Raw genomic sequence first — 18808 nt, forward strand, 5'->3', positions numbered from 1 at the left:
ACTCCAGTCCTAATTCGATTGAGGCGAAGATACGCGGATTATGCTCTCGTGAAAATCTGCAGTATTTCTCTTTATTATTCCTAGATGGAATGAACTGGGCAAAACACAGTGTGAATGATGAAGCCTGCATGACAGATTGAGTAGTTTGTTGAGTTACCCCTGTTTTTCACTTTCACAATAAATCTATGGCCCTAGAATACCTCCTAAGCTCGATTGATAGATTGGCAATTGCAGCCTGAAGGTGCACAACACCTCCAGAGAGTTTGCTTTCGCGTAGTTTTGATGGATGGACTCATGACCGCTGACAGTTTTGACGTGGATACTCTGACCCAAAGCGACATCATCAGCTTTTTCACCTCTCCGGAGGCGCACCGGGGGCAAGAGGTCAAGCGCATCGACACACATGCCAATATTGCCTTTCTTGTTGGAAATGATGCCTACAAGATGAAGCGGGATGTGAAGTTTCCGTTCCTTGACTATTCCACTTTAGAGAAGCGGAAAACGGCTTGTGAAGCCGAGATCAAACTCAACAGTCAGTATGCCCCGCAGATTTACCGCAGCACTCTGCCGATCACGTTGGAGCAGGATGGCTCTTTGGAGCTGGCCGGTCATGGCGCTGTCGTTGAATGGGTGGTCCATATGAACCGCTTTAACGAGCACCTCGGGCTGGACAGGGTTGCTGAGGAAAAGGGTATCAGCAGAGAGCTGGCGGTAGACTTAGCGAAACTGATGGTAGATGCCCATAGCCGGACAACACAGCGGGAAGCCCAGCCGTGGATTGATGATCTGCTCAATTACACCAACCAAAACCTTGAGGCATTTCAAGAGTTCCCGCAGTTTTTTCCCAGTGACCAAGTGTTGGCACTGGACGAAGCTGCACGCAAAGAGCACCAGCATATCGAGGGCATGATCCGGGACCGCGGCGAGTTGGGGCTCGTGCGTCTCAATCATGGCGATGCTCACCTTGCCAATATCGTTATGCATGACGGGAAGCCGCTTCTGTTTGATGCGGTTGAGTTTGATGATGCGATCGCGACGGGAGATGTTCTTTATGATCTCGCCTTTTTACTACTAGACCTATGTGAGCGAAAAGAGCCCGAAGCAGCTAATGTGGTGCTATACACCTATCTCCAGCTGGCGCGACAGCCAAAGCATCTGGAGGACATCCGCGTCTTAAGGTTCTACCTGATGATGCGAGCTGCGATCCGCGCCAAGATCGGGGCAGCGGCGTCATTGCACCAAGAAGGTGAAACACGGCGGAAGACAGAGTATCAGGCACAAGAGTATTTTGAGATTTGCCAGAGAGCACTTGAGCCGACTCCACCCGTGCTTTGTGTGATTGGCGGTCTTTCCGGCACTGGTAAAACCACGCTTGCTCAAGGGCTGGCCCCCTTACTTGGGCGCATGCCGGGAGCCGTGCATCTGCGTACGGATGTTTTGCGTAAGGAGATGCTGGAGATCGGTGAGGTGGAGACTGCTGGTAAAGAGACATACACACCAGAGTTTTCTAATAAGGTCTATACTGAGTTGCTGCATCGGGCTGAAGTGGTGTTGGCAGCCGGGCACTCCGTCATTATCGATGGGGTTTATAGCAAGCCGGCAGAAAGAGACTCAGTTGAGCAACTTGCCATAAAGACGGGTGCAGAATTTCAGGGGATCTGGCTGGAAGCTGATGTGGAGACGCTTATCAACCGTGTTGATGCGCGACACGGCGACGCATCAGATGCAGACTCTGAGGTGGTGCGGCTGCAGCAAAGTTACGACCTGGGCGAGATTCACTGGGTTAGGCTGGATAGCGCTAAATCCAAAGAAGCTGTTTTAGAACAAGCGCGTAGAGTGACAAGGCTGCCTCAATTACAGTAATATTCAATTTTTTATAATAATTCCAAAGTGATAGCAGCACTCTATTATGCGGGAATCTTCCCTTTTTGTTTGATTCCCGTCATTGCAAGTCATTCGCAATTGCAGTTTTATGTCTTCAAGAAATAAGATTTTGGAGACGTTGATGTCTTTGCTAGCCAGAGAAACATTCGAGCAAGCACCCCATAAAGAAGTCTTCGCGCCTTACCGCGAAACATTCGTTCCACCTGTACAGGCCAAGCCGCTGACAGAAGCGCGTGCAGGTGTTGAGTTGAAAGTTGTTCGCCTTGGGCGAAACCGGGCAGATGCCCTGAAGTTGCGCTCTCTTGGCCTGACGAGTGACCGTCCACTTTCTATTTTTGAAGGCAGCGGCAAGCGGGCACGTATCCTTTCCATCGGCTCTCAGCGCGTGGCAGTTGGCGTTGATCTGGCTGACACCATTTTGGTGGAAGAGGTTAGCCAATGAGCTGCCACGACACCGGCTCTTGTCGCTGTGAAGACAAACCCCAAGTTCATTTGCTTGGAACTGCCAACTCCGGCAAATCCAGCCTGTTCAACAAGTTGACTGGCCGCAGTCAGGTTATCGGCAATTGGCCCGGTGTTACTGTTGATCGTAAGACTGGCATTTGCCAGACTCAGACCACCACGCTCGCCCTGCTGGACCTGCCGGGTGTTGCGACACTTTCCTCCCCTGAAGATGACCGAATTGACGAGCGTATAACCCGTCAGGCGCTTTTGTCTGATCGCCCGGCTGCACTGGCCGTTGTGCTTGATCCGATTGCGCTGGAGCGTTCTCTCGCTATTTTGCTGCAGGCCCTCGCATTTGATGTGCCAATCGTTGCAGTGATGACCAAAGCAGATCTTTGGCCTGCAGGTGTTTTGCAGTCAGCTGCTGATCGCCTCTCAGCTGCACTTGCTATGCCGGTGATCGCAACTTCAGTACACGACGAACATTCTCTGGCTGGTTTGCGTGATGAATTGTCGACTGCCGTTCGCTCACCAGATGTCCCTTCCCGTTTGCTGACAGATCCGTTTGATCTGATTGAGCCTGTCAAAGAGCTCGCAGATGAGATCGCCAGACTAGCTCCGGCCTTGTCAGATCAATCCATGCCATTAGCGCATCGGTTGATGGAAGGAGACAAGCTGGCGCGTGAGATGGTGCCTGCTGCTGTGCTGGAGAAGGCTCAAGCTGTTTCCAATAGATGTGAGCTTCGCCTGCAAGATCCAACTGAGCTGGTGATGGCGACGAGTTACTTCAATCGTGCTTATTCCCTCGCGCAATTGATGGAACTGCCTGAGCCACAGGATGTGCGCAGCTTCTCAGATAAGATTGACCGCTTTGTGCTTTCCAAGTGGGCTGGCCCGTTTGTGTTCCTTGGTGCGATGTATGCGATGTTCTTCATCGCGATTAATGTTTCCTCCTACTTCATCGATCTGTTTGATGGATTGGGAGACGCCTTGTTTATTCAGACGCCGTTGAGCCTGCTTTATGCAGTTGGGCTTGAAGGTGGTGCCCTGGAAATGCTGATCACAGCGCTTGGCGGAGGTTTACAAACTGTCGGTACGTTCGCCCCTATCGTCGGTTTGCTTTTCCTCTGTCAGATTTTCCTTGAACAGAGCGGCTACATGGCTCGTGCAGCGGTGGTTGCAGATGGCCTTATGCGCCGGATCGGACTGCCTGGTCGTGCCTTCCTGCCGCTTATTCTGGGTTTTGGTTGCACTGTACCTGCTGTTGTGGCGACCCGTACGCTGGAGACGGAACGCGAGCGGGTGGTGACATCCATGATGGCGCCGTTCATGTCCTGCGGTGCACGTCTGCCGGTTTATGCGCTGTTTGCTGCTGCGTTCTTCCCAGTCAATGGCCAAAACATCGTGTTCGCGCTTTATCTGCTGGGCGTTGGCGTTGCTGTCTTTACAGGCTGGGCGCTGTCCAAATCCTTCTATAAAGGGCAATCCACCAGTCTTGCGATTGAGCTGCCGACCTATCAGATGCCACAGTTTGCGCAGGTGATGAAGTTGGTCTGGACGCGTCTGAAGGTTTTCCTGTTTGGCGCTGGTAAGATCATTGTCACGGTAGTCGCTGTTCTGACTATTTTGAATTCCGTTGACTTCAAAGGAAACGTTGGCAACGAGGCCAATGGCAACTCTGTTCTGGCAGTGGTTTCCAAGCAAGTAACCCCAATCTTCGCTCCTATGGGTCTGAGTGAAGATGACTGGCCAGCCACAGTCGGTCTGGTAACTGGCATCTTTGCGAAGGAAGCTGTGGTCGGTACCTTGCAAACGCTCTACGTCACCACTGATGAAGAAGGTGGAGCTCCTGCACCGCTGGAAACCGCGCAAGAGGCCATCAATACCTTTACGACCAGCATTGTGGATTTGACTTCGCAGATGCTTGATCCGCTTGGCATCGACATTGGTGATACCTCCAGCTTCAATGTGGCTGCAGAAGAGCAAGAGGTTGAGGTTGGCTTGTTCACTGCACTTGCAGCGCACTTTGACGGAAAGGTCGGTGCATTCGCCTACATGGTTGCTGTGCTGCTTTACATTCCCTGCACTGCGGCTCTAGCAACTATCTGGCGTGAGGTTGGTCGCAACTGGGCTCTGTTTGCTGCAGGTTGGACCACCTTGCTGGCTTACTCCGGCGCTTCTCTGGCTTACCAGATTGGCACCTTTGCCCGTCACCCAACATCTTCTGCGCTCTGGATCATTGGACTCCTGGCCGCGATTGCCAGTGTGCTGGTCTTCATGCGCCAGAAAGCAGAGAGTACCATTGCTCATCAGGCAGCACTGGAGGCAGCAGAATAAGATGTTGCAACAGATCGAAGGTGTTTTGGCAAAGCGCGGCGGCGCCACCGTGGGTGAGATCGCTCAGGATATGAACATCCCAAGTGACTTTGCCATGGCGATGGTTTCGCAGCTCAAAGCATTGGGGCGCATTGAGGAAGTGGGATGCTCCTCAAGCTCCGCCTCCAGCAGCTGTGCAAGCTCCTGTGGGGGATGCAGCTTTGCGCCGACGGTTCAGTATCAGCTCAAACAGTAAGCTCTGCTTAAGCAAATAAACACAAACAGGAGAGTAAAGACCGGTTCTTTGCTCTCCTGTTTTGCATTTGGGCTTTCAATTGAACCACAGTCACAGGCCCCTTGCATCTCAGTAATTGCAGTTGAAACACGTTGCTTGGCATTCTGACCTTCGGACCGTCATAGATTTGGCAATTAACGTGAGGATGCGATGACCTTTAACCAAGCTGTCAGAACCTGTTTCAAGAAGTATGCTCACTTCTATGGTCGTGCATCCCGCTCTGAGTTCTGGTGGTGGGTCCTCTTCAGCGTCATTATGAGCATGCTCGCAGCTGGTGTTGACGGGTTGATCCTTGAAAGTCTTTTTCAGCAAATTCCTGAGAGCAATCAGCACACCACGCAGCCAATAGGTTTGATCATCTCAGCTATATTGCTCCTGCCGGGGTTAGCCGTGGGCGTTCGTCGCCTTCATGATGTGAATTATTCCGGGTTTTGGTTATTTCTCTGGCTCTTGCCAATCATAGGCTGGGTGTTCTTACTCTATCTTCACATCCTGCCATCCCGAGAAGTTGTGATTGCCCGTTATCAGTGTTTCCGCAACATCTCAGTGATTGCCGAGAGTTTGTGTTCCTTGGCATTCTGGCATTCAGGCTGCGAGCGCAGCAGAGCAACAATATGAGGACGCGATGACCTTTGAACGAGCTATCAGAACTTGTTTCAAGAAGTATGTGCAGTTCACAGGCCGCGCACCGCGATCCGAATACTGGTGGTGGGCACTGTTCGTTTTCATCGTGATGGTTGCGTCTCACCTAATCGATAATTTTGTGATCGCCCCTACTCTGGGATTGCCTGCGGGCAGTGTACAGGACGGGGCCCCGTTGAGCTCCATCTTGAGCATCGCGCTCTTCCTGCCCAATCTGGCTGTGGCCGTGCGGCGGCTGCATGACATCAATCGATCTGGCTTTTGGTTGCTGATCGCTTTCATACCGATTCTAGGTGGTTTGCTGCTGCTTTACTGGTTTGTGCAGCCATCATTCCATGGCAAAACGAAATATTAGAATTAATACAAACTGGATAGTGCTATGTCGGATCGGGCATAAGCAGAAATTATGCGACACTTTGCATAGCGCATAGCTCCTAATGCAACTCACTTTTTCAAGGAAACAGTTACTACAGCAAAGACAAGTGCCCTATCTTTTGGGGTGCACTGGTCATGGATCGCGGAAAAAACATAATTATTAACAGTGTTCCGCTACGGAATTCCATGATTTAAAATTAGCACATCCCATCGACAGGTGGTCACATGGACAGTTTAGCAGTTGATCTAGCTCGATTCCAATTTGCTTTTACAATCGCGTTCCATATCATATTTCCGGCCTTTACTATAGGCTTGGCGAGTTTTCTTGCCGTGCTTGAAGGCTTATGGCTATGGACAGGTCGCGATGTATACTTGCGGGTCTTCAAGTTCTGGATCGTAATCTTTGCACTATCTTTTGCCATGGGTGTCGTTTCCGGCATCGTCATGGCGTATCAATTTGGCACCAACTGGTCTGCCTTTGCAGACAAAACCGGATCGGTCATTGGGCCGCTCATGGGGTATGAGGTGCTCACTGCCTTCTTCCTGGAAGCTGGTTTCCTCGGTATCATGTTGTTTGGTATGAACCGCGTGGGCAAGAAGCTGCACTTCTTTGCCACTGTGGTTGTTGCCATTGGCACCGCCCTTTCCGCTTTCTGGATTCTTTCCGTCAACAGCTGGATGCAGACACCAGCAGGCTACGCCATGAATGACGTGGGCCAGTTTGTGCCCGCCGATTGGTGGGAGATAATCTTCAACCCCTCCTTCCCCTATCGGCTCGTGCATATGGTGCTGGCAGCTTACCTGACCACCGCCTTCGTGGTTGGTGCCGTGGGTGCCTATCATCTGCTGAAGAACCGCTTTAATGCGGCGGCGCAGGTGATGTTCTCCATGGCCATGTGGATGATGATTGTTGTCACGCCAATCCAGATGCTTGCCGGGGACTATCACGGCCTCAACACTCTGGAGCATCAGCCTGCCAAGATTGCAGCTATGGAGGGTCACTTTGATTCTCAGGGCCCTGCCCCGCTCATCCTCTTTGGATGGCCGGATACGGAAGCTGGAGAAACAAAGTACAAGATTGAAGTCCCTTATCTCTCCAGCATTATTCTGACCCACAGCCTCGATGGTGTTGTCCCTGGTTTGAATGAGTTTCCACGGGAAGACTGGCCACCGGCAGCGATCGTGTTTGTGTCTTTCCGCATCATGGTTGGTATTGGTGTCTTGATGTTGCTGGTTGGCGTATGGGGCCTATGGTCTCGGATCCGTGGCCGGCTTTATGAGAGTGAATGGCTTCAGCGAGCTTCCATCGTTATGGGGCCTGCTGGTTTCGTCGCTGTCATAGCTGGTTGGACAACAACGGAAGTTGGCCGCCAACCTTACACGGTCTACGGGTTGCTCAGGACGTCAGAATCCGTCTCACCCGTTGAAGCGCCTGCCGTCTGGGCTTCGCTGGTCATCTTTGTAGCGGTGTACTGTATCGTCTTTGGCGTTGGTATCTTCTACATCTTCCGATCCATGGCGAAGTCTCCGGACGCGAGCCAGGGCGTTGAGGAAGGCGTACCCGTCAGAACCGCAGGCATCACTCCTGCGCAGGCCCTGCAACCACATGAGGGAGATCGTTCCCATGATTCTTGATTATCCACTCATTTGGGGTTTTCTCATTGCAGTCGCGATCTTCGCCTATGTGATTTTGGATGGCTTTGATCTTGGCATCGGGATCTTGTACCCGACCACCAAAGACGCTGATGAACGCACATTGATGATGAACAGTGTTGCCCCTGTCTGGGATGGCAATGAGACCTGGCTCGTCCTTGGTGGCGGTGGTTTGTTTGCCGTGTTCCCGCTGGCCTATTCAGTCATCATGCCTGCGGTCTACGCACCGATTATTGGCATGTTGATCGGGCTGATCTTCAGAGGCGTTGCCTTTGAGTTCCGCTTCAAGTCATCTGTTGAGCGCAGACCTTTCTGGGATATATCTTTCTTTGCAGGGTCTATCGTTGCTGCGTTCTGTCAGGGACTGGTGCTTGGCACGCTTGTGCAAGGCATTGAGGTGGTTGACCGCACTTATGCCGGCGGCTGGTGGGATTGGCTGACACCATTTTCTGTCATGACCGGTTTTGCCGTGATCTCCGGCTACGCCCTGCTTGGCGCTACATGGCTGGTGATGAAGCTGGAAGGTGTGCCGCAAGCGCATTTCCGCCGTGTCTCGAAGTACGCCGCTCTTATTCTGATTGGCTTCCTTCTGCTGGTCAGCATGTGGATGCCATTCATCAATGAGAGCATTATGGAGAAGTGGTTCAGCTTCCCATATCTGCTTTACACATTCCCGGTTCCACTTCTTGTGGCAGTCACCACGCTGGTGCTGTGGCGGGCTTTGATGAGCGATGCGGATTACACACCATTCCTCGCGTCACTTGTGATCTTCCTGCTGACCTATGTGGGACTTGGGATCAACATCTTCCCGTATGTGGTGCCAAATGTTTACACCCTTTGGGAAGCAGCTGCGCCTGACAGTAGTCTGAAATTCCTGCTTGTGGGAGCGGTCATCCTCATCCCGATGATCCTCGCCTATACGGCCTACGCGTACTACGTGTTCCGTGGCAAGATCAAATCAACGGAAGGGTATCACTGATGAGCCTCGATAAAACCGGCGAAATTGACCAACCTTTATGGAAGCGGTTGCTTTGGTTTGCAGCCCTTTGGGTGGCAGGCGTTGCCTCCATCGCAGTGGTCTCTTACGCCTTAAGAAGTCTGATCATTTAACAGACCCAGCAAAAAATAAGGGCGTGCTATCCCCACAGCACGCCCTTCTCCCAATGAACCGCTCGCGGTTCCTCCTCCGCTACGGCTCGAACCTGTCCTGAGCCGAATATCTCCCGAAAATTCGCCTCTCATATTTCAGGGGTGTACTGTGATATGTTTTAAAAATCCTTTCAATGCGTCAAAACCCGCAGTTAGGCGATTTTATTGACTAAAACTGGCGAAAAATGAGCAAATCAAGGAGATGCTAATATGTGGGAGGTCTGTGGTTGTATTGCGCTCATCGCCTGCCCACCCCTTCTGATTGTCCAGAGTGATGTCTTGCAACCATGCCCCTGTCATGAAAAGCTCACTTGTTGTTTGAGGTAAGACGGATTAGTCAGCAGCGCAATTTCCGCTGATGCAGGCTTATTCATCGCTTCGAGTTTATTCTGACTTGCAGCCTATTTTTTGGGGTACCACACATGATCTTTGCGCAGCTTACCGACATTCACATCAAGGCTGACGGAAAATTCGCCTACAACTGTGTTGATACGCTTTCTCATTTGCGTCAGGCCGTTGCGCACCTCAACGCGTTTCGTCCACGACTTGATTTTGTGGTGATCAGCGGCGATTTAGTGGATTTGGGCAATGCAGATGAGTATGAGCTGTTCCGGCAAGAGATCGATCAGCTGGATATGCCGTTTTACGTGATCCCCGGTAATCACGATCACCGGGATGCAATGCGGGATGCGTTTGCGGATCATGACTACCTGACTTCAGAGGGTGCGCTTCAGTTTTCCATTGAGAAAGACGGCCTGCGCATTATCGGGCTGGATACGACAATTCCGGGCAAGCATGACGGCCATTTTGATGCTGATAAGCAAGCATGGCTGCGCGATGAACTGGAAGCACACAAAGAACAGCCAACTTTGGTGTTCATGCATCACCCACCGTTCAAGACGGGTATTCAGCATATGGATGATATTATGCTGATGCGCGCTGATGAGGATTTCTGGCCTGTGGTTACAGGGCAATCACAAATCCGACAGATTGCTTGTGGTCATGTTCACCGGGCAATCGAGGTCTTCAAGAACGGCATTCCAGTGAGCATCTGCCCTGCTTCAGGCCATCAGGTCACGCTTGATTTGGATCCGGACGGGGAACCTGGCTTTGTTATGGACCCACCAGCGGTGCGTGTGTTCCGCTGGTCCGAGGGCGAACTGATCAACCATTTGAGTTTTATCGGCGGTTTTGGTGGTCAACACCCATTCTTTGATAAGGATGGCAAACTGATTGATTAGGCTGGGTCTTTCTCAGTTATGAGATTAGCTTCATTCTCAACAATATTCCATGAGACGGCAGCGCCCATTTCCTGCAGTGCCTCCTTCTGCAGTTTCCATGCCTTCTGATTTTGGGCGAGAATGGCGGGGTCGCAAAGTTCGACGCGGTACCCTCTGTTAAGCGCACCGATTGTTGTATTCTTGACGCAGGCATTACCGTCCAGACCTGTCATGATCAGGTGGTCAATTTCATGATCTCTCAGGAACTCAGAGAGTGCCGGCTCGCCAAAAGCGTCACTCTTTGATTTCACGAGATCCAGATCTGGCTCAATAGTTATGCGTGGATCTATCTTTAGGCCATCAGAGCCTTTTGCCCCCAAACCTCCTCCCAACAGGCGGACCAGAAGGTTGGTGTACCATCCCTTGTAAACTTGCCGGATGGAGATGACGGGCCAGCCTTTTTGCTGTGCCAGCTCACCAAGCGCGTTTATGTAGTTGAGGCGGGCTTGCAAATAGTCGGGCTCCCAACTTCGAGAGCTTGTTTTCTTGGTGAAGTCACTTTGAACATCAATCACCAGCAGCGCAGTGCCTCTGCGGCCTTCGAACATGATCGACGGGCCGTTGGTTGGCGTTTGAATGTTGAGGACACCCCAAAAGGTATAGGCAGCAAGTGCTGCCACGCAAAGTAAAGCTCCTAAAACCAGAATAAGCACCGTTTGCTCCCCCAAGCCAAGACATGCCAGTTCCCACACCATATCATGCTGCTGAGGGGGTCTGACATTTCCAAATTTTGGGGAGCAAAGCCGTCAGGACCTGCACACAATCCAGCTGGTGCTATTGGTACCGACGGCGGTCTTCGATCTTAGTAAGTTTCGTTCTCAGCCGGAAATTGCTCGCGGCGAACGTCATTTGCAAACGCCTTTACACCTTGCTCGATCTGAGATTTCAGTTCAGCGTACTTGCGTACGAACTTTGGTGTCTTGTCGAACATCCCGAGCATGTCATCGGTGACGAGGATCTGGCCGTCGCAGTCAACAGAAGCACCGATACCGATGGTCGGGATTGGCACGCTGTCAGAAATTTCGCGGGCGACTTCGTCTTTTGTGCCTTCAACAACAACACAGAATGCACCAGCATCGGCCACCTGACGTGCGCATTCCAGCTGTTCTTTGCGGCTTTCTTCGCTTTTGCCAGCAACCTTATAGCCGCCTTCAACATGCAGATACTGCGGGCGCAGGCCGATGTGAGCCACGACAGGAATGCCGCGGTCTACGAGAAAGCGGATGGTTTCTGGCGCTGCGGAATTGTATTCCAGCTTGACGGCCTGACAGCCGGTTTCCTGCATCACGCGCAATGCGTTGCGGTATGCGGCCTGTGGGCTTTCTTCAAAGGAGCCGAAAGGCATATCAACGACAACAAGTGCGTTTTGAGAGCCACGCATAACGGCTTTGCCGTGCATGATCATCATGTCCAGCGTGACTGCTGTCGTGTCTGGCAAGCCGTGGAGCACCATGCCGACACTGTCGCCCACCAGCAGCAGATCGCAGTGCTCATCCAGCATCTGTGCGATTGGTGCAGTGTAGGCCGTGAGGCAGACCAGCTTGTGATGGCCTTTTGCCTTCATGATGTCTTTAATGGTTTTCCGCCGAGTCGCAGATGTATGAGACATTGTTTTAGGTGCCCGTTTCGTTCATCCAAAGCAGCTGGCCCTTTGTCTGGAGCAATCCAACTGCCTTCATTCTTTGTTATTCCGCGCACTCATTGCCAGTCCGTTCAGCATCAAACCGGCGTACGCCTATTATTATTGGTTTTTGATCTGTGCCTGTGCTTTCAGACTTATGTCTTTGCGCGACCTCACCGAAAGCCACTCTTTGTCTTTCGGAATTGCGCAGCGCAACATGTGCTTCCTGCGCCTTTATAAGGAATTTTCGGAGAATATAAAATAACGTTGAGATACCCAATGGGACTTTTGGTGCGGTATGTGCCATTCACAGTTGAATTGCGGACTTTCTAAACTGGCTTGGTGTCTCCCCTGTCCATTGCTTAAATGCCCTTCGAAACACCCTTGGATCCGAATAGCCGAGCTCTGCTGCGATCTGTTCAGATGACAAGCGCGACCATAAGAGCAGCTCCATGGCTTGCGACTGGCGGATCTGCGAGAGGATATCGCGGAAGGAGACTTTAAAAGCGGCTAGTTTTCGCCGAAAACTGCGTTCACCCATGGAGAACCCACCCGCAATTTCTTCGATAGATGGGTTGCTTTTCAGGCTACGGCGGACTTCTTCTTCCACGGTTTTAAGGAAGCCCAGACGGTTGCTTTCTTCCTGCATCATGCCCGCCAGAAGTGTTTCAACTTCCTGCACAACAAACTTGTCTGCGGTTGCCAGCGGACGTTGCAGGTGCTCTGCGTCAAAAAATATTGCATTTCGTGACGCATCAAACCTGACAGATGGTCCGAGTGCCTCCTGATAGAGGCTTTTCTTTGCTGGCGGTGCCTGCATCATCTCAATGCGCCGGATGGCTTGCTTGCTTCCTGTTGTGAAGCGGACAACACCCACCATGGCGGCAAACAGTTCCTGCACAAAGAACGTGAGCAATACTGGCTCATGGAACCGGCTGCGCGCAATCATTTTGATCGCATTATCTGTTGCAGGTTCCAGATCAATCTCCAGCATGCTTCCGGTCAGGCGGTGGTACTTGATGCCGAACTCAAGCGCCGCTCTTCCCGTTGCACTTGCCATAACACCAAGGCTGACGAGCCCGAGAGAGGTGATGGACTGACGGTGGCCGACAGCAAGGCCAAGGCTTTCATCTCCCGTCAACGCCAGTGCCTTGAGGATGATGAGACGGCTCTGTTGATAGGTCAGGCGGGCCTCATGAGACAGAAGCACCGAGGGGTCAGTGTTTTGGCTCAGGAATGTGTGAGGCAGCACCTTTTCTGCGGCGATGCCGCGTTGCTCCAGCTCCTGCAACAGATAGCGCAACAGGTGTGGTGGAACCTTTGAATGCTGCGCCACTTCTGGCGGTGCCAACTGGCCGAATTCAGAATGCATGTCCTCTCCCAATGCAGTCATGCTACGGAAACACGGGAGTGACCGCAAGATATGACCGAATTTGTCCGCCCTACGTCCGTATATGTCCTTCTAAAACTGCCTTCTCTTGCCGTAGGGTAAGATTTTCACAGTTCGGGGAGGGAACGGTGGAGATTATAGATAGGGGTGACGCGGTCTGCATTGTTGGTGCAGGCCCGGCGGGGCTTGTGATGGCCCGGGCATTACAGCACAACGGCATTGAATGGGATCAGTTTGACCCAAACCCGGATGTGGGTGGTCTCTGGGACATCAAGCACGATGGTACAGCCATTTATGAGAGCGCGCATTTTATCAGCTCTCGCAGCTTGTCTGGCTTTGCAGATTTTCCGATGCCAGACCATTTCGCAGATTATCCCAAGCACACCGAGATCCTGAAGTACCTGCACGACTTCGCTGAGGCTTATGGGCTGCGTGAGAAGATTACCTTCTCAACTAAGATCGAAAAACTGACCAAGACCGAGAAGGATCGCTGGCAGGTTCATCTCTCCAACGGGGAGTGCCGCGAGTATAAGGCCGTGGTTTGCGCTACGGGCTCGCAATGGCAGGCCAACATGCCGGAGCTGCAAGGCTCCTTTGATGGTGAGATCCGCCATAGCCAGACTTACAAGAACATTCGTGAGTTTGACGGTAAGCGTGTGCTGGTGATTGGAGCGGGCAATTCTGGCTGTGATATTGCCTGTGATGCGGGTGTCTTGGGGGAGAAGGCTTTCATCTCCATGCGGCGCGGCTATTACATCATTCCCAAGCATGTGTTTGGCATGCCTGCGGACGTGTTTGCTGATGGCGGCCCTGATCTGCCTGTCTGGATGATCCGCCCGTTCTTCACGCTGTTGCTGCGTATGTTCAACGGTACTTTGCAGCGGTTTGGCATCCCCAAACCGGATCATAAGCTGTTTGAGACGCATCCGTTGCTCAACACTCAACTGGTGCATTCATTGCAACATGGTGATGTGACCGTGAAGCCGGATGTGGACCATCTGGATGGCTCAGACGTGGTGTTTAAAGATGGCAGCCGGGAAGAGATTGACCTGATCCTGTGCGCGACCGGTTTCAACCAGCATCTGGACTTTGCAGGCGAATATTTCAGCTATGAGGGTGGGCGGCCCAAGATGTTTATTCAGGCAGCCTCCCGCGAGCACAAAAACCTGTTTGGCATCAGCTATATCGAGACCAACTCCGGCGCCTACAAGCGGTTTGACTATATGGCTGGGCTGGTTGCCAACTATCTGAAGGACCAGCAAGACAATCCATCTCGTGCCAGCCAATTGGCCGCAATCATCCGCAGTGAAACACCGGATCTTTCTGGTGGCATCCACTTTTTGAAGACGGACCGACATGCAGGTTATTGTGATGCCACAGCGCACACCAAGTATGTGAAGAAGCTTTACAAGCGGATGGGCTGGACCTTCCCGGAGGATATTCGCTTCAAGCGGGCTGCGCCTAAGCCAAAGGGTTCGTCGAGCCCGAAGAAAGCGGAGGTGGCTGCATGAGCACCTATCGTTTTCAGGGGCGTACGGCGGTGATCACTGGTGGTGGTGGTGACATCGCAGGGCACATCGCCACGCGTTTGCATGAGCGGGGAATGAACCTCGTGCTGGCAGACAAGAATGGCCGGGCTGCGCGGGAACTTCAGGCCCGGCTGGATAACTTGCGGGTTCATGTGTTTGAGGGAGATCTGACACAGCGCGAGGAGATGGAACGTCTTTTGCGCGAGGTGGAAGAGAACTTTGGCGTGCTGGATGTGCTCATCAATAATATGGCGATCACCAAGGTTGATCGCTTTCATGAGCGCACGCCAGAGAGCATCGAAGAAGAGATCACCATCAACATGGTCGCCCCTTTGTTACTGAGCCGATTGGCGGTGCCTTATCTGCTAAAGGGCGATGATCCACGTATCATCACAACCACTTCGCTTGGTGGCATACAGCCGCTTCGCGAAACACCGATTTATGCGGCAACTAAGTTTGGTCTACGAGGCGCCATGCTTTCGTTCGCGCTGGATGAAGACCTGCACGGCATCAAAGTGAGTTGCGTTCTGCCAACTGCTACAGATACTTACATGCTGCGGCAGGAAGCGTTGGAAGGTGGCAGCGTGCTCAACTTCATTGATGAGCCACAATCGCCCAGCGTGGTGGCTGATCAGTTCGTGAAGCATCTGGAAAAGCCATGTCTGGAGCGCTACCCAAAAGCCAGCGACTCCTGGCTGACACGTCTGGCCATGCTGTTGCCCAACATGATGCCTCGTATTCTGCCGTTCTTTGAAAAGAAAGGACGACGAGGCATGGCCAAATATGTGGCTTCACTGCGCAGACAAGGATTGCTGGTGGAAGTCGACGGCAAGCTTTATCAGCGGCAACGGCTTTATCTGGACAAGCCGGAAATGGAGCAAGAGCTGGAGAAGAGCTGAGTGCCAACGACAGACTGCCAAGAATAAATGCAAGACGCATAGTCCTGTAAGGCAAAACGCAAATCACATAACTCAAAGACCTGAGTGTCCTTACCGGCCCCATCGCCATATGCAGGATGTCTTAAATGTCACAGTGCACGCATAAGTAGGCCTCTATGGTTGGCATCTAATCTATAACATTGGTGCCTCATGCCTATTTCGAATTTAGCCCCATCACCGATCTCCTCCTCCAGTGAACAGGTGCATACTGCGCCTGATGTTCGTCCTTCTGACGCTCAGGAGGTAACTCAGCCGCGTGCAGAACCTTCGAAAGACAACAAAACGGGGTATTTCTACGCACCGTTCGCCTCTGACGATATACTCAAAATGGTTTCTGGCACCAATTTATCGAGGGACAAGGCAGGCAAAGATTTGCGCTCTCTTATTGTTGCGACAAACGCTGACAAGGCTGAACTCGAAATACAGAAGTATCAACTCGCTGAGAAAATCTACCAAGAAGCTGGTGACCTTGCCTCTGGTTTTAACTCCTACATGGCGGACAATGATCTCTCGGAAGATGGCTTCATAGCCGCGTGTGGTCCTGATAAATTTGAAGACATGCTGAGTGCTGCAAGTGATCATGCATGGCGTGCTGATGCACTATTGCGAGTCAACGTAATCAGTAACGAGGAAACGGGCATCCTAAGTACGCTGAAAAAGGGCGAAGACAAGCTCTATATTGCGGGACATGGACTACAGGGTGCAGCAGGTATTACTTCAAAGACGAGCTCAAGCGAAATAGGCTACAAAGTTGCATGGTCTCAAGACATAGCCAAAGAACTTGCGCATGGAGGGTTGAACAAGTCTTTTTCTGATATTCGCGTGGTATCATGCTTTGGTGCAGATGCGCGATTGCCCACATCTTTCGCGCCAGAAGATTTGGCAATCGCATCCGAAACAAAAATCAATAGTTTTCTGTTCATCGAAGTAGACAGAGAACAGGCATTTGCTCAATACTTAGCGAATGACCTTAAGAAGGCTGGTTTTGAACACCCAGAGGTTTCTGGCTACCATGGCGCAGGAAAAGGTTACTCCGATGACACTCATAATTACCAATCCCTTTCCACAACACACGGCGAAGAAATGGTAAGAAGTTCATCCGTGCGGCAGGTTTTTATTCCGGTCTGAACTCGCGTCTAAAGCCTGTCCCGCAGGCTGTAGTAGAGCATGCCGAGGACCATCAGGGGCCATCGTAAATGGCGGCCACCGGGGAAGGCGTGGGTTGGGACTTTTTCCAGGATGTCAAACCGGCTGGCTTGCCCGTCGATCGCTTCTGCCATGAGCTGACCTGCCAGTGTTGCCATGGCGACACCATGACCGGAGAAGCCGCTGGCGTTGAGCATGTTGGGGGCCAGTTTAGCGAAATATGGCATGCGGTTGAGCGTGATGCCCAGTGTTCCGCCCCAGCCATATTCGATGGGTACGTCCTTGAGCTGCGGATAGACCTGCAGCATAGGTTTGCGAACGAAAGCCTTTATATCGCGCGGGAACTGGAAGCTGTAGCTTTCCCCTCCCCCAAACAAGAGACGGTTGTCTGCTGACAGATGGTAGTAGTTGATCACGAACCGGGAGTCTGCCACGGCGACATCATTGGCGATCAGCGAGCGGGCCAGATCGTCTCCCAGTGGTTCGGTGGCAATGATGTAATTGTTGATGGGCATAACCCGCGCCGCGACGCGCTTCTCAAGGCTATCAATATAACCGTTGCAGGCAAAGACCACGTAGCGGGCAGTGACTTGTCCATTGGCGAGCTTCAACTTAGCTGGCTCGCCCTTTTCGACCTCCAGCACCTCTGACTTTTCAAAGATCTGTACGCCAGCATTCTGGCAAGCCCCAGCAAGACCCAACGCGAAGTTGAACGGGTGCAGGTGAGCTGCCCCCATATCCAGCGTGCCACCATGATACGCCGTTGTATCTAGCATCTCTTGTATTTCGGCAGAGTCTACGAAGCGGATTTCATCGTAGCCGTAGGTATCTGCCAGCTTTTCAGCATAGGCCTTGCTGTGACTTACATAGCTTTGTTTGTGATCTGCGTGGAGAATTCCCGGTTTCAGGTCGCACTGGATCTGGTGTTTTGCAATGAGATCTTTCGTCAGGGACTTGGCGATTTCAGCAAGGTTCCAGAGTTCTTTGGCACGCTCCAGACCAACAAGGCTTTCCAGCTCGTCCTGATCTTTTCGCTGGCCGCTGCCAAGCTGGCCACCGTTGCGGCCTGAGGCTCCCCATCCAACACGGTGCGCGTCGAGAAGATGGACTTTGTAACCACGTTCAGCCAAATGCAACGCAGAAGACAGGCCCGTATAGCCAGCGCCGATGACGCAAACATCGCAGGTATGCTCACCTTCCAGCGTTAGAAAGGAGAGTTGCTTGTTTGCTGTCGCAGCGTAGTAGGAGGCTGGGTATTGGCCTGCCTTATCATTGGCGTGAAGAAAACCTTGCGAAATAGCCATGTACATCCCTGAGGAGGCTCAGGGCCTATACCCGAGCCTCTGAAACGCTGCAGGACAGGAGTTAGTGCCCTTCTTGCTTTTCTTTCACTGCTGCCTGCTGAATGAAGTTTACGATCATGTGTGCGACCTCGCCAATCTGCATGGGCGCTTCCGAGGAGGCGATTGCATGATCGGCAATGTCTTCAGGCAGTGTGTCACCGCGGCGTTCTTTAAACAGGGCGACAGAGTAGTCTTTATTAAACTCAGGATGCCCTTGTAGGGTGAGTGCCCTGCCCTTGTAATCAATCGCTGCAAACTCGCAGAAATCTGAGGACGCGATAACCTCTCCATCTGCTGGCAGTTTTGTCACCTGATCCTGATGATAAGCTTCAATGGAGAAACTGGTCAGCCCCTCTGGCACCCAATTGGGATTTTCCAGAACATAGTAGGTGAAGACCCCGCAGCCCCAGCCTTTGTTGGACTTTTCGGCTTTACCGCCCAGCGCTTCTGCAAGGATCTGATGTCCGAAGCAAATGCCGACAATTGGCACGTGCTCATCATAGGCTGTTTTCAGAAAGGTCTTAAGCCGGTCGATCCACTCAAGATCATCATAGACACCGTGCTTGGAGCCCGTGATCAGCCAGCCATCGCAGTCATGAACGTTTTGAGGCAGTTGGCCATCCACTACAGGGTAAGACATGTAATGCCAGTTGCCCCCCTGATCCTTCAGGAGCGTTTCGAACATTGACGGGTAATCACCGAATGTCTTGCTCAGGTTTTCGGGTGGTCGGCCAACTTCCAAAATTCCAAGTTTAAAGGTCAAAGAGCACTCCAAAATTCAAAGAGGCAAACGCCGCATAATA

The 18808-nt window shown here is 52.1% G+C and carries 18 protein-coding genes; 13 read left to right on the top strand and 5 right to left on the bottom strand.

Annotated features, from left to right (window positions below; genetic code table 11):
- The first annotated feature begins 294 nt into the window (after positions 1 to 294).
- The 10 genes from PsWM33_RS09220 (at position 295) to PsWM33_RS09260 (ending at position 9999) form a co-directional block, all read left to right on the top strand.
- Positions 295 to 1863 carry a bifunctional aminoglycoside phosphotransferase/ATP-binding protein gene (locus PsWM33_RS09220; protein WP_208994482.1) on the top strand — a complete coding sequence of 523 codons (1569 nt, stop codon included), beginning with the start codon at positions 295 to 297 and terminating at the stop codon, positions 1861 to 1863.
- 142 nt (positions 1864 to 2005) lie between these two features.
- Complete coding sequence (locus PsWM33_RS09225; RefSeq protein WP_063295402.1) at positions 2006 to 2326, top strand: FeoA family protein; 321 nt, start codon at positions 2006 to 2008, stop codon at positions 2324 to 2326.
- Positions 2323 to 4665: a ferrous iron transport protein B gene (gene feoB, locus PsWM33_RS09230; RefSeq protein WP_063300021.1), complete on the top strand. Its 2343-nt coding sequence runs from the start codon at positions 2323 to 2325 to the stop codon at positions 4663 to 4665. Before PsWM33_RS09225 ends, feoB begins: the two co-directional genes overlap by 4 nt.
- A 1-nt stretch (position 4666) precedes the next feature.
- Positions 4667 to 4900 (top strand): FeoC-like transcriptional regulator, encoded by a 234-nt coding sequence (locus tag PsWM33_RS09235; RefSeq protein ID WP_063287111.1) that lies wholly within the window; start codon positions 4667 to 4669, stop codon positions 4898 to 4900.
- Between the two features lie 189 nt (positions 4901 to 5089).
- A complete protein-coding gene (locus tag PsWM33_RS09240; protein WP_063300022.1) occupies positions 5090 to 5557 on the top strand; it encodes a DUF805 domain-containing protein in 468 nt (155 codons plus the stop codon).
- 7 nt (positions 5558 to 5564) lie between these two features.
- Entirely contained in the window at positions 5565 to 5936 is a 372-nt protein-coding gene (locus PsWM33_RS09245) for a DUF805 domain-containing protein (RefSeq protein ID WP_063295399.1), read from the top strand.
- Positions 5937 to 6181: 245 nt separating this feature from the next.
- Positions 6182 to 7591, top strand: coding sequence for a cytochrome ubiquinol oxidase subunit I (locus tag PsWM33_RS09250; protein ID WP_082826948.1), 1410 nt, complete (start codon positions 6182 to 6184; stop codon positions 7589 to 7591).
- A complete protein-coding gene (cydB, locus tag PsWM33_RS09255) occupies positions 7581 to 8588 on the top strand; it encodes a cytochrome d ubiquinol oxidase subunit II (protein ID WP_063287108.1) in 1008 nt (335 codons plus the stop codon). Before PsWM33_RS09250 ends, cydB begins: the two co-directional genes overlap by 11 nt.
- Positions 8588 to 8719: a DUF2474 family protein gene (locus tag PsWM33_RS27125; protein WP_152986720.1), complete on the top strand. Its 132-nt coding sequence runs from the start codon at positions 8588 to 8590 to the stop codon at positions 8717 to 8719. The genes cydB and PsWM33_RS27125 overlap by 1 nt, the downstream gene beginning before the upstream one ends.
- A gap of 461 nt (positions 8720 to 9180) precedes the next feature.
- Positions 9181 to 9999 carry a phosphodiesterase gene (locus tag PsWM33_RS09260; protein WP_063300023.1) on the top strand — a complete coding sequence of 273 codons (819 nt, stop codon included), beginning with the start codon at positions 9181 to 9183 and terminating at the stop codon, positions 9997 to 9999.
- Here the strand turns inward: PsWM33_RS09260 and PsWM33_RS09265 are convergent.
- The 3 genes from PsWM33_RS09265 to PsWM33_RS09280 all read right to left on the bottom strand — a co-directional run bounded on the left by PsWM33_RS09265 (position 9996) and on the right by PsWM33_RS09280 (position 13031).
- Positions 9996 to 10658: a cysteine hydrolase family protein gene (locus PsWM33_RS09265; protein WP_208994483.1), complete on the bottom strand. Its 663-nt coding sequence runs from the start codon at positions 10656 to 10658 to the stop codon at positions 9996 to 9998. The two genes, PsWM33_RS09260 and PsWM33_RS09265, sit on opposite strands and share 4 nt — an antisense overlap.
- Before the next feature lie 182 nt (positions 10659 to 10840).
- Entirely contained in the window at positions 10841 to 11647 is an 807-nt protein-coding gene (gene panB / locus PsWM33_RS09270) for a 3-methyl-2-oxobutanoate hydroxymethyltransferase (protein WP_063287105.1), read from the bottom strand.
- A 319-nt stretch (positions 11648 to 11966) separates the two neighbouring features.
- A complete protein-coding gene (locus PsWM33_RS09280; RefSeq protein WP_082826949.1) occupies positions 11967 to 13031 on the bottom strand; it encodes an AraC family transcriptional regulator in 1065 nt (354 codons plus the stop codon).
- A 146-nt stretch (positions 13032 to 13177) separates the two neighbouring features.
- On the opposite strand from PsWM33_RS09280, the gene PsWM33_RS09285 reads away from it, so the two are divergent.
- The 3 genes from PsWM33_RS09285 (at position 13178) to PsWM33_RS09295 (ending at position 16644) form a co-directional block, all read left to right on the top strand.
- Positions 13178 to 14560 (top strand): flavin-containing monooxygenase, encoded by a 1383-nt coding sequence (locus tag PsWM33_RS09285; RefSeq protein ID WP_063300027.1) that lies wholly within the window; start codon positions 13178 to 13180, stop codon positions 14558 to 14560.
- Complete coding sequence (locus PsWM33_RS09290; RefSeq protein WP_063293660.1) at positions 14557 to 15477, top strand: SDR family NAD(P)-dependent oxidoreductase; 921 nt, start codon at positions 14557 to 14559, stop codon at positions 15475 to 15477. Before PsWM33_RS09285 ends, PsWM33_RS09290 begins: the two co-directional genes overlap by 4 nt.
- Before the next feature lie 366 nt (positions 15478 to 15843).
- Positions 15844 to 16644 (top strand): hypothetical protein, encoded by an 801-nt coding sequence (locus PsWM33_RS09295; protein ID WP_208994484.1) that lies wholly within the window; start codon positions 15844 to 15846, stop codon positions 16642 to 16644.
- Between the two features lie 8 nt (positions 16645 to 16652).
- Here PsWM33_RS09295 and PsWM33_RS09300 read toward each other — a convergent pair whose 3' ends face one another.
- Both PsWM33_RS09300 and PsWM33_RS09305 read right to left on the bottom strand, forming a co-directional pair.
- Positions 16653 to 17966 (bottom strand): NAD(P)/FAD-dependent oxidoreductase, encoded by a 1314-nt coding sequence (locus PsWM33_RS09300; RefSeq protein WP_082826950.1) that lies wholly within the window; start codon positions 17964 to 17966, stop codon positions 16653 to 16655.
- A gap of 61 nt (positions 17967 to 18027) precedes the next feature.
- A complete protein-coding gene (locus PsWM33_RS09305; protein WP_057463794.1) occupies positions 18028 to 18768 on the bottom strand; it encodes a glutamine amidotransferase-related protein in 741 nt (246 codons plus the stop codon).
- Positions 18769 to 18808 lie beyond the last annotated feature (40 nt).

Origin of the sequence: Pseudovibrio sp. WM33 (assembly GCF_001623165.1) — a bacterium.
Taxonomy (GTDB): domain Bacteria; phylum Pseudomonadota; class Alphaproteobacteria; order Rhizobiales; family Stappiaceae; genus Pseudovibrio.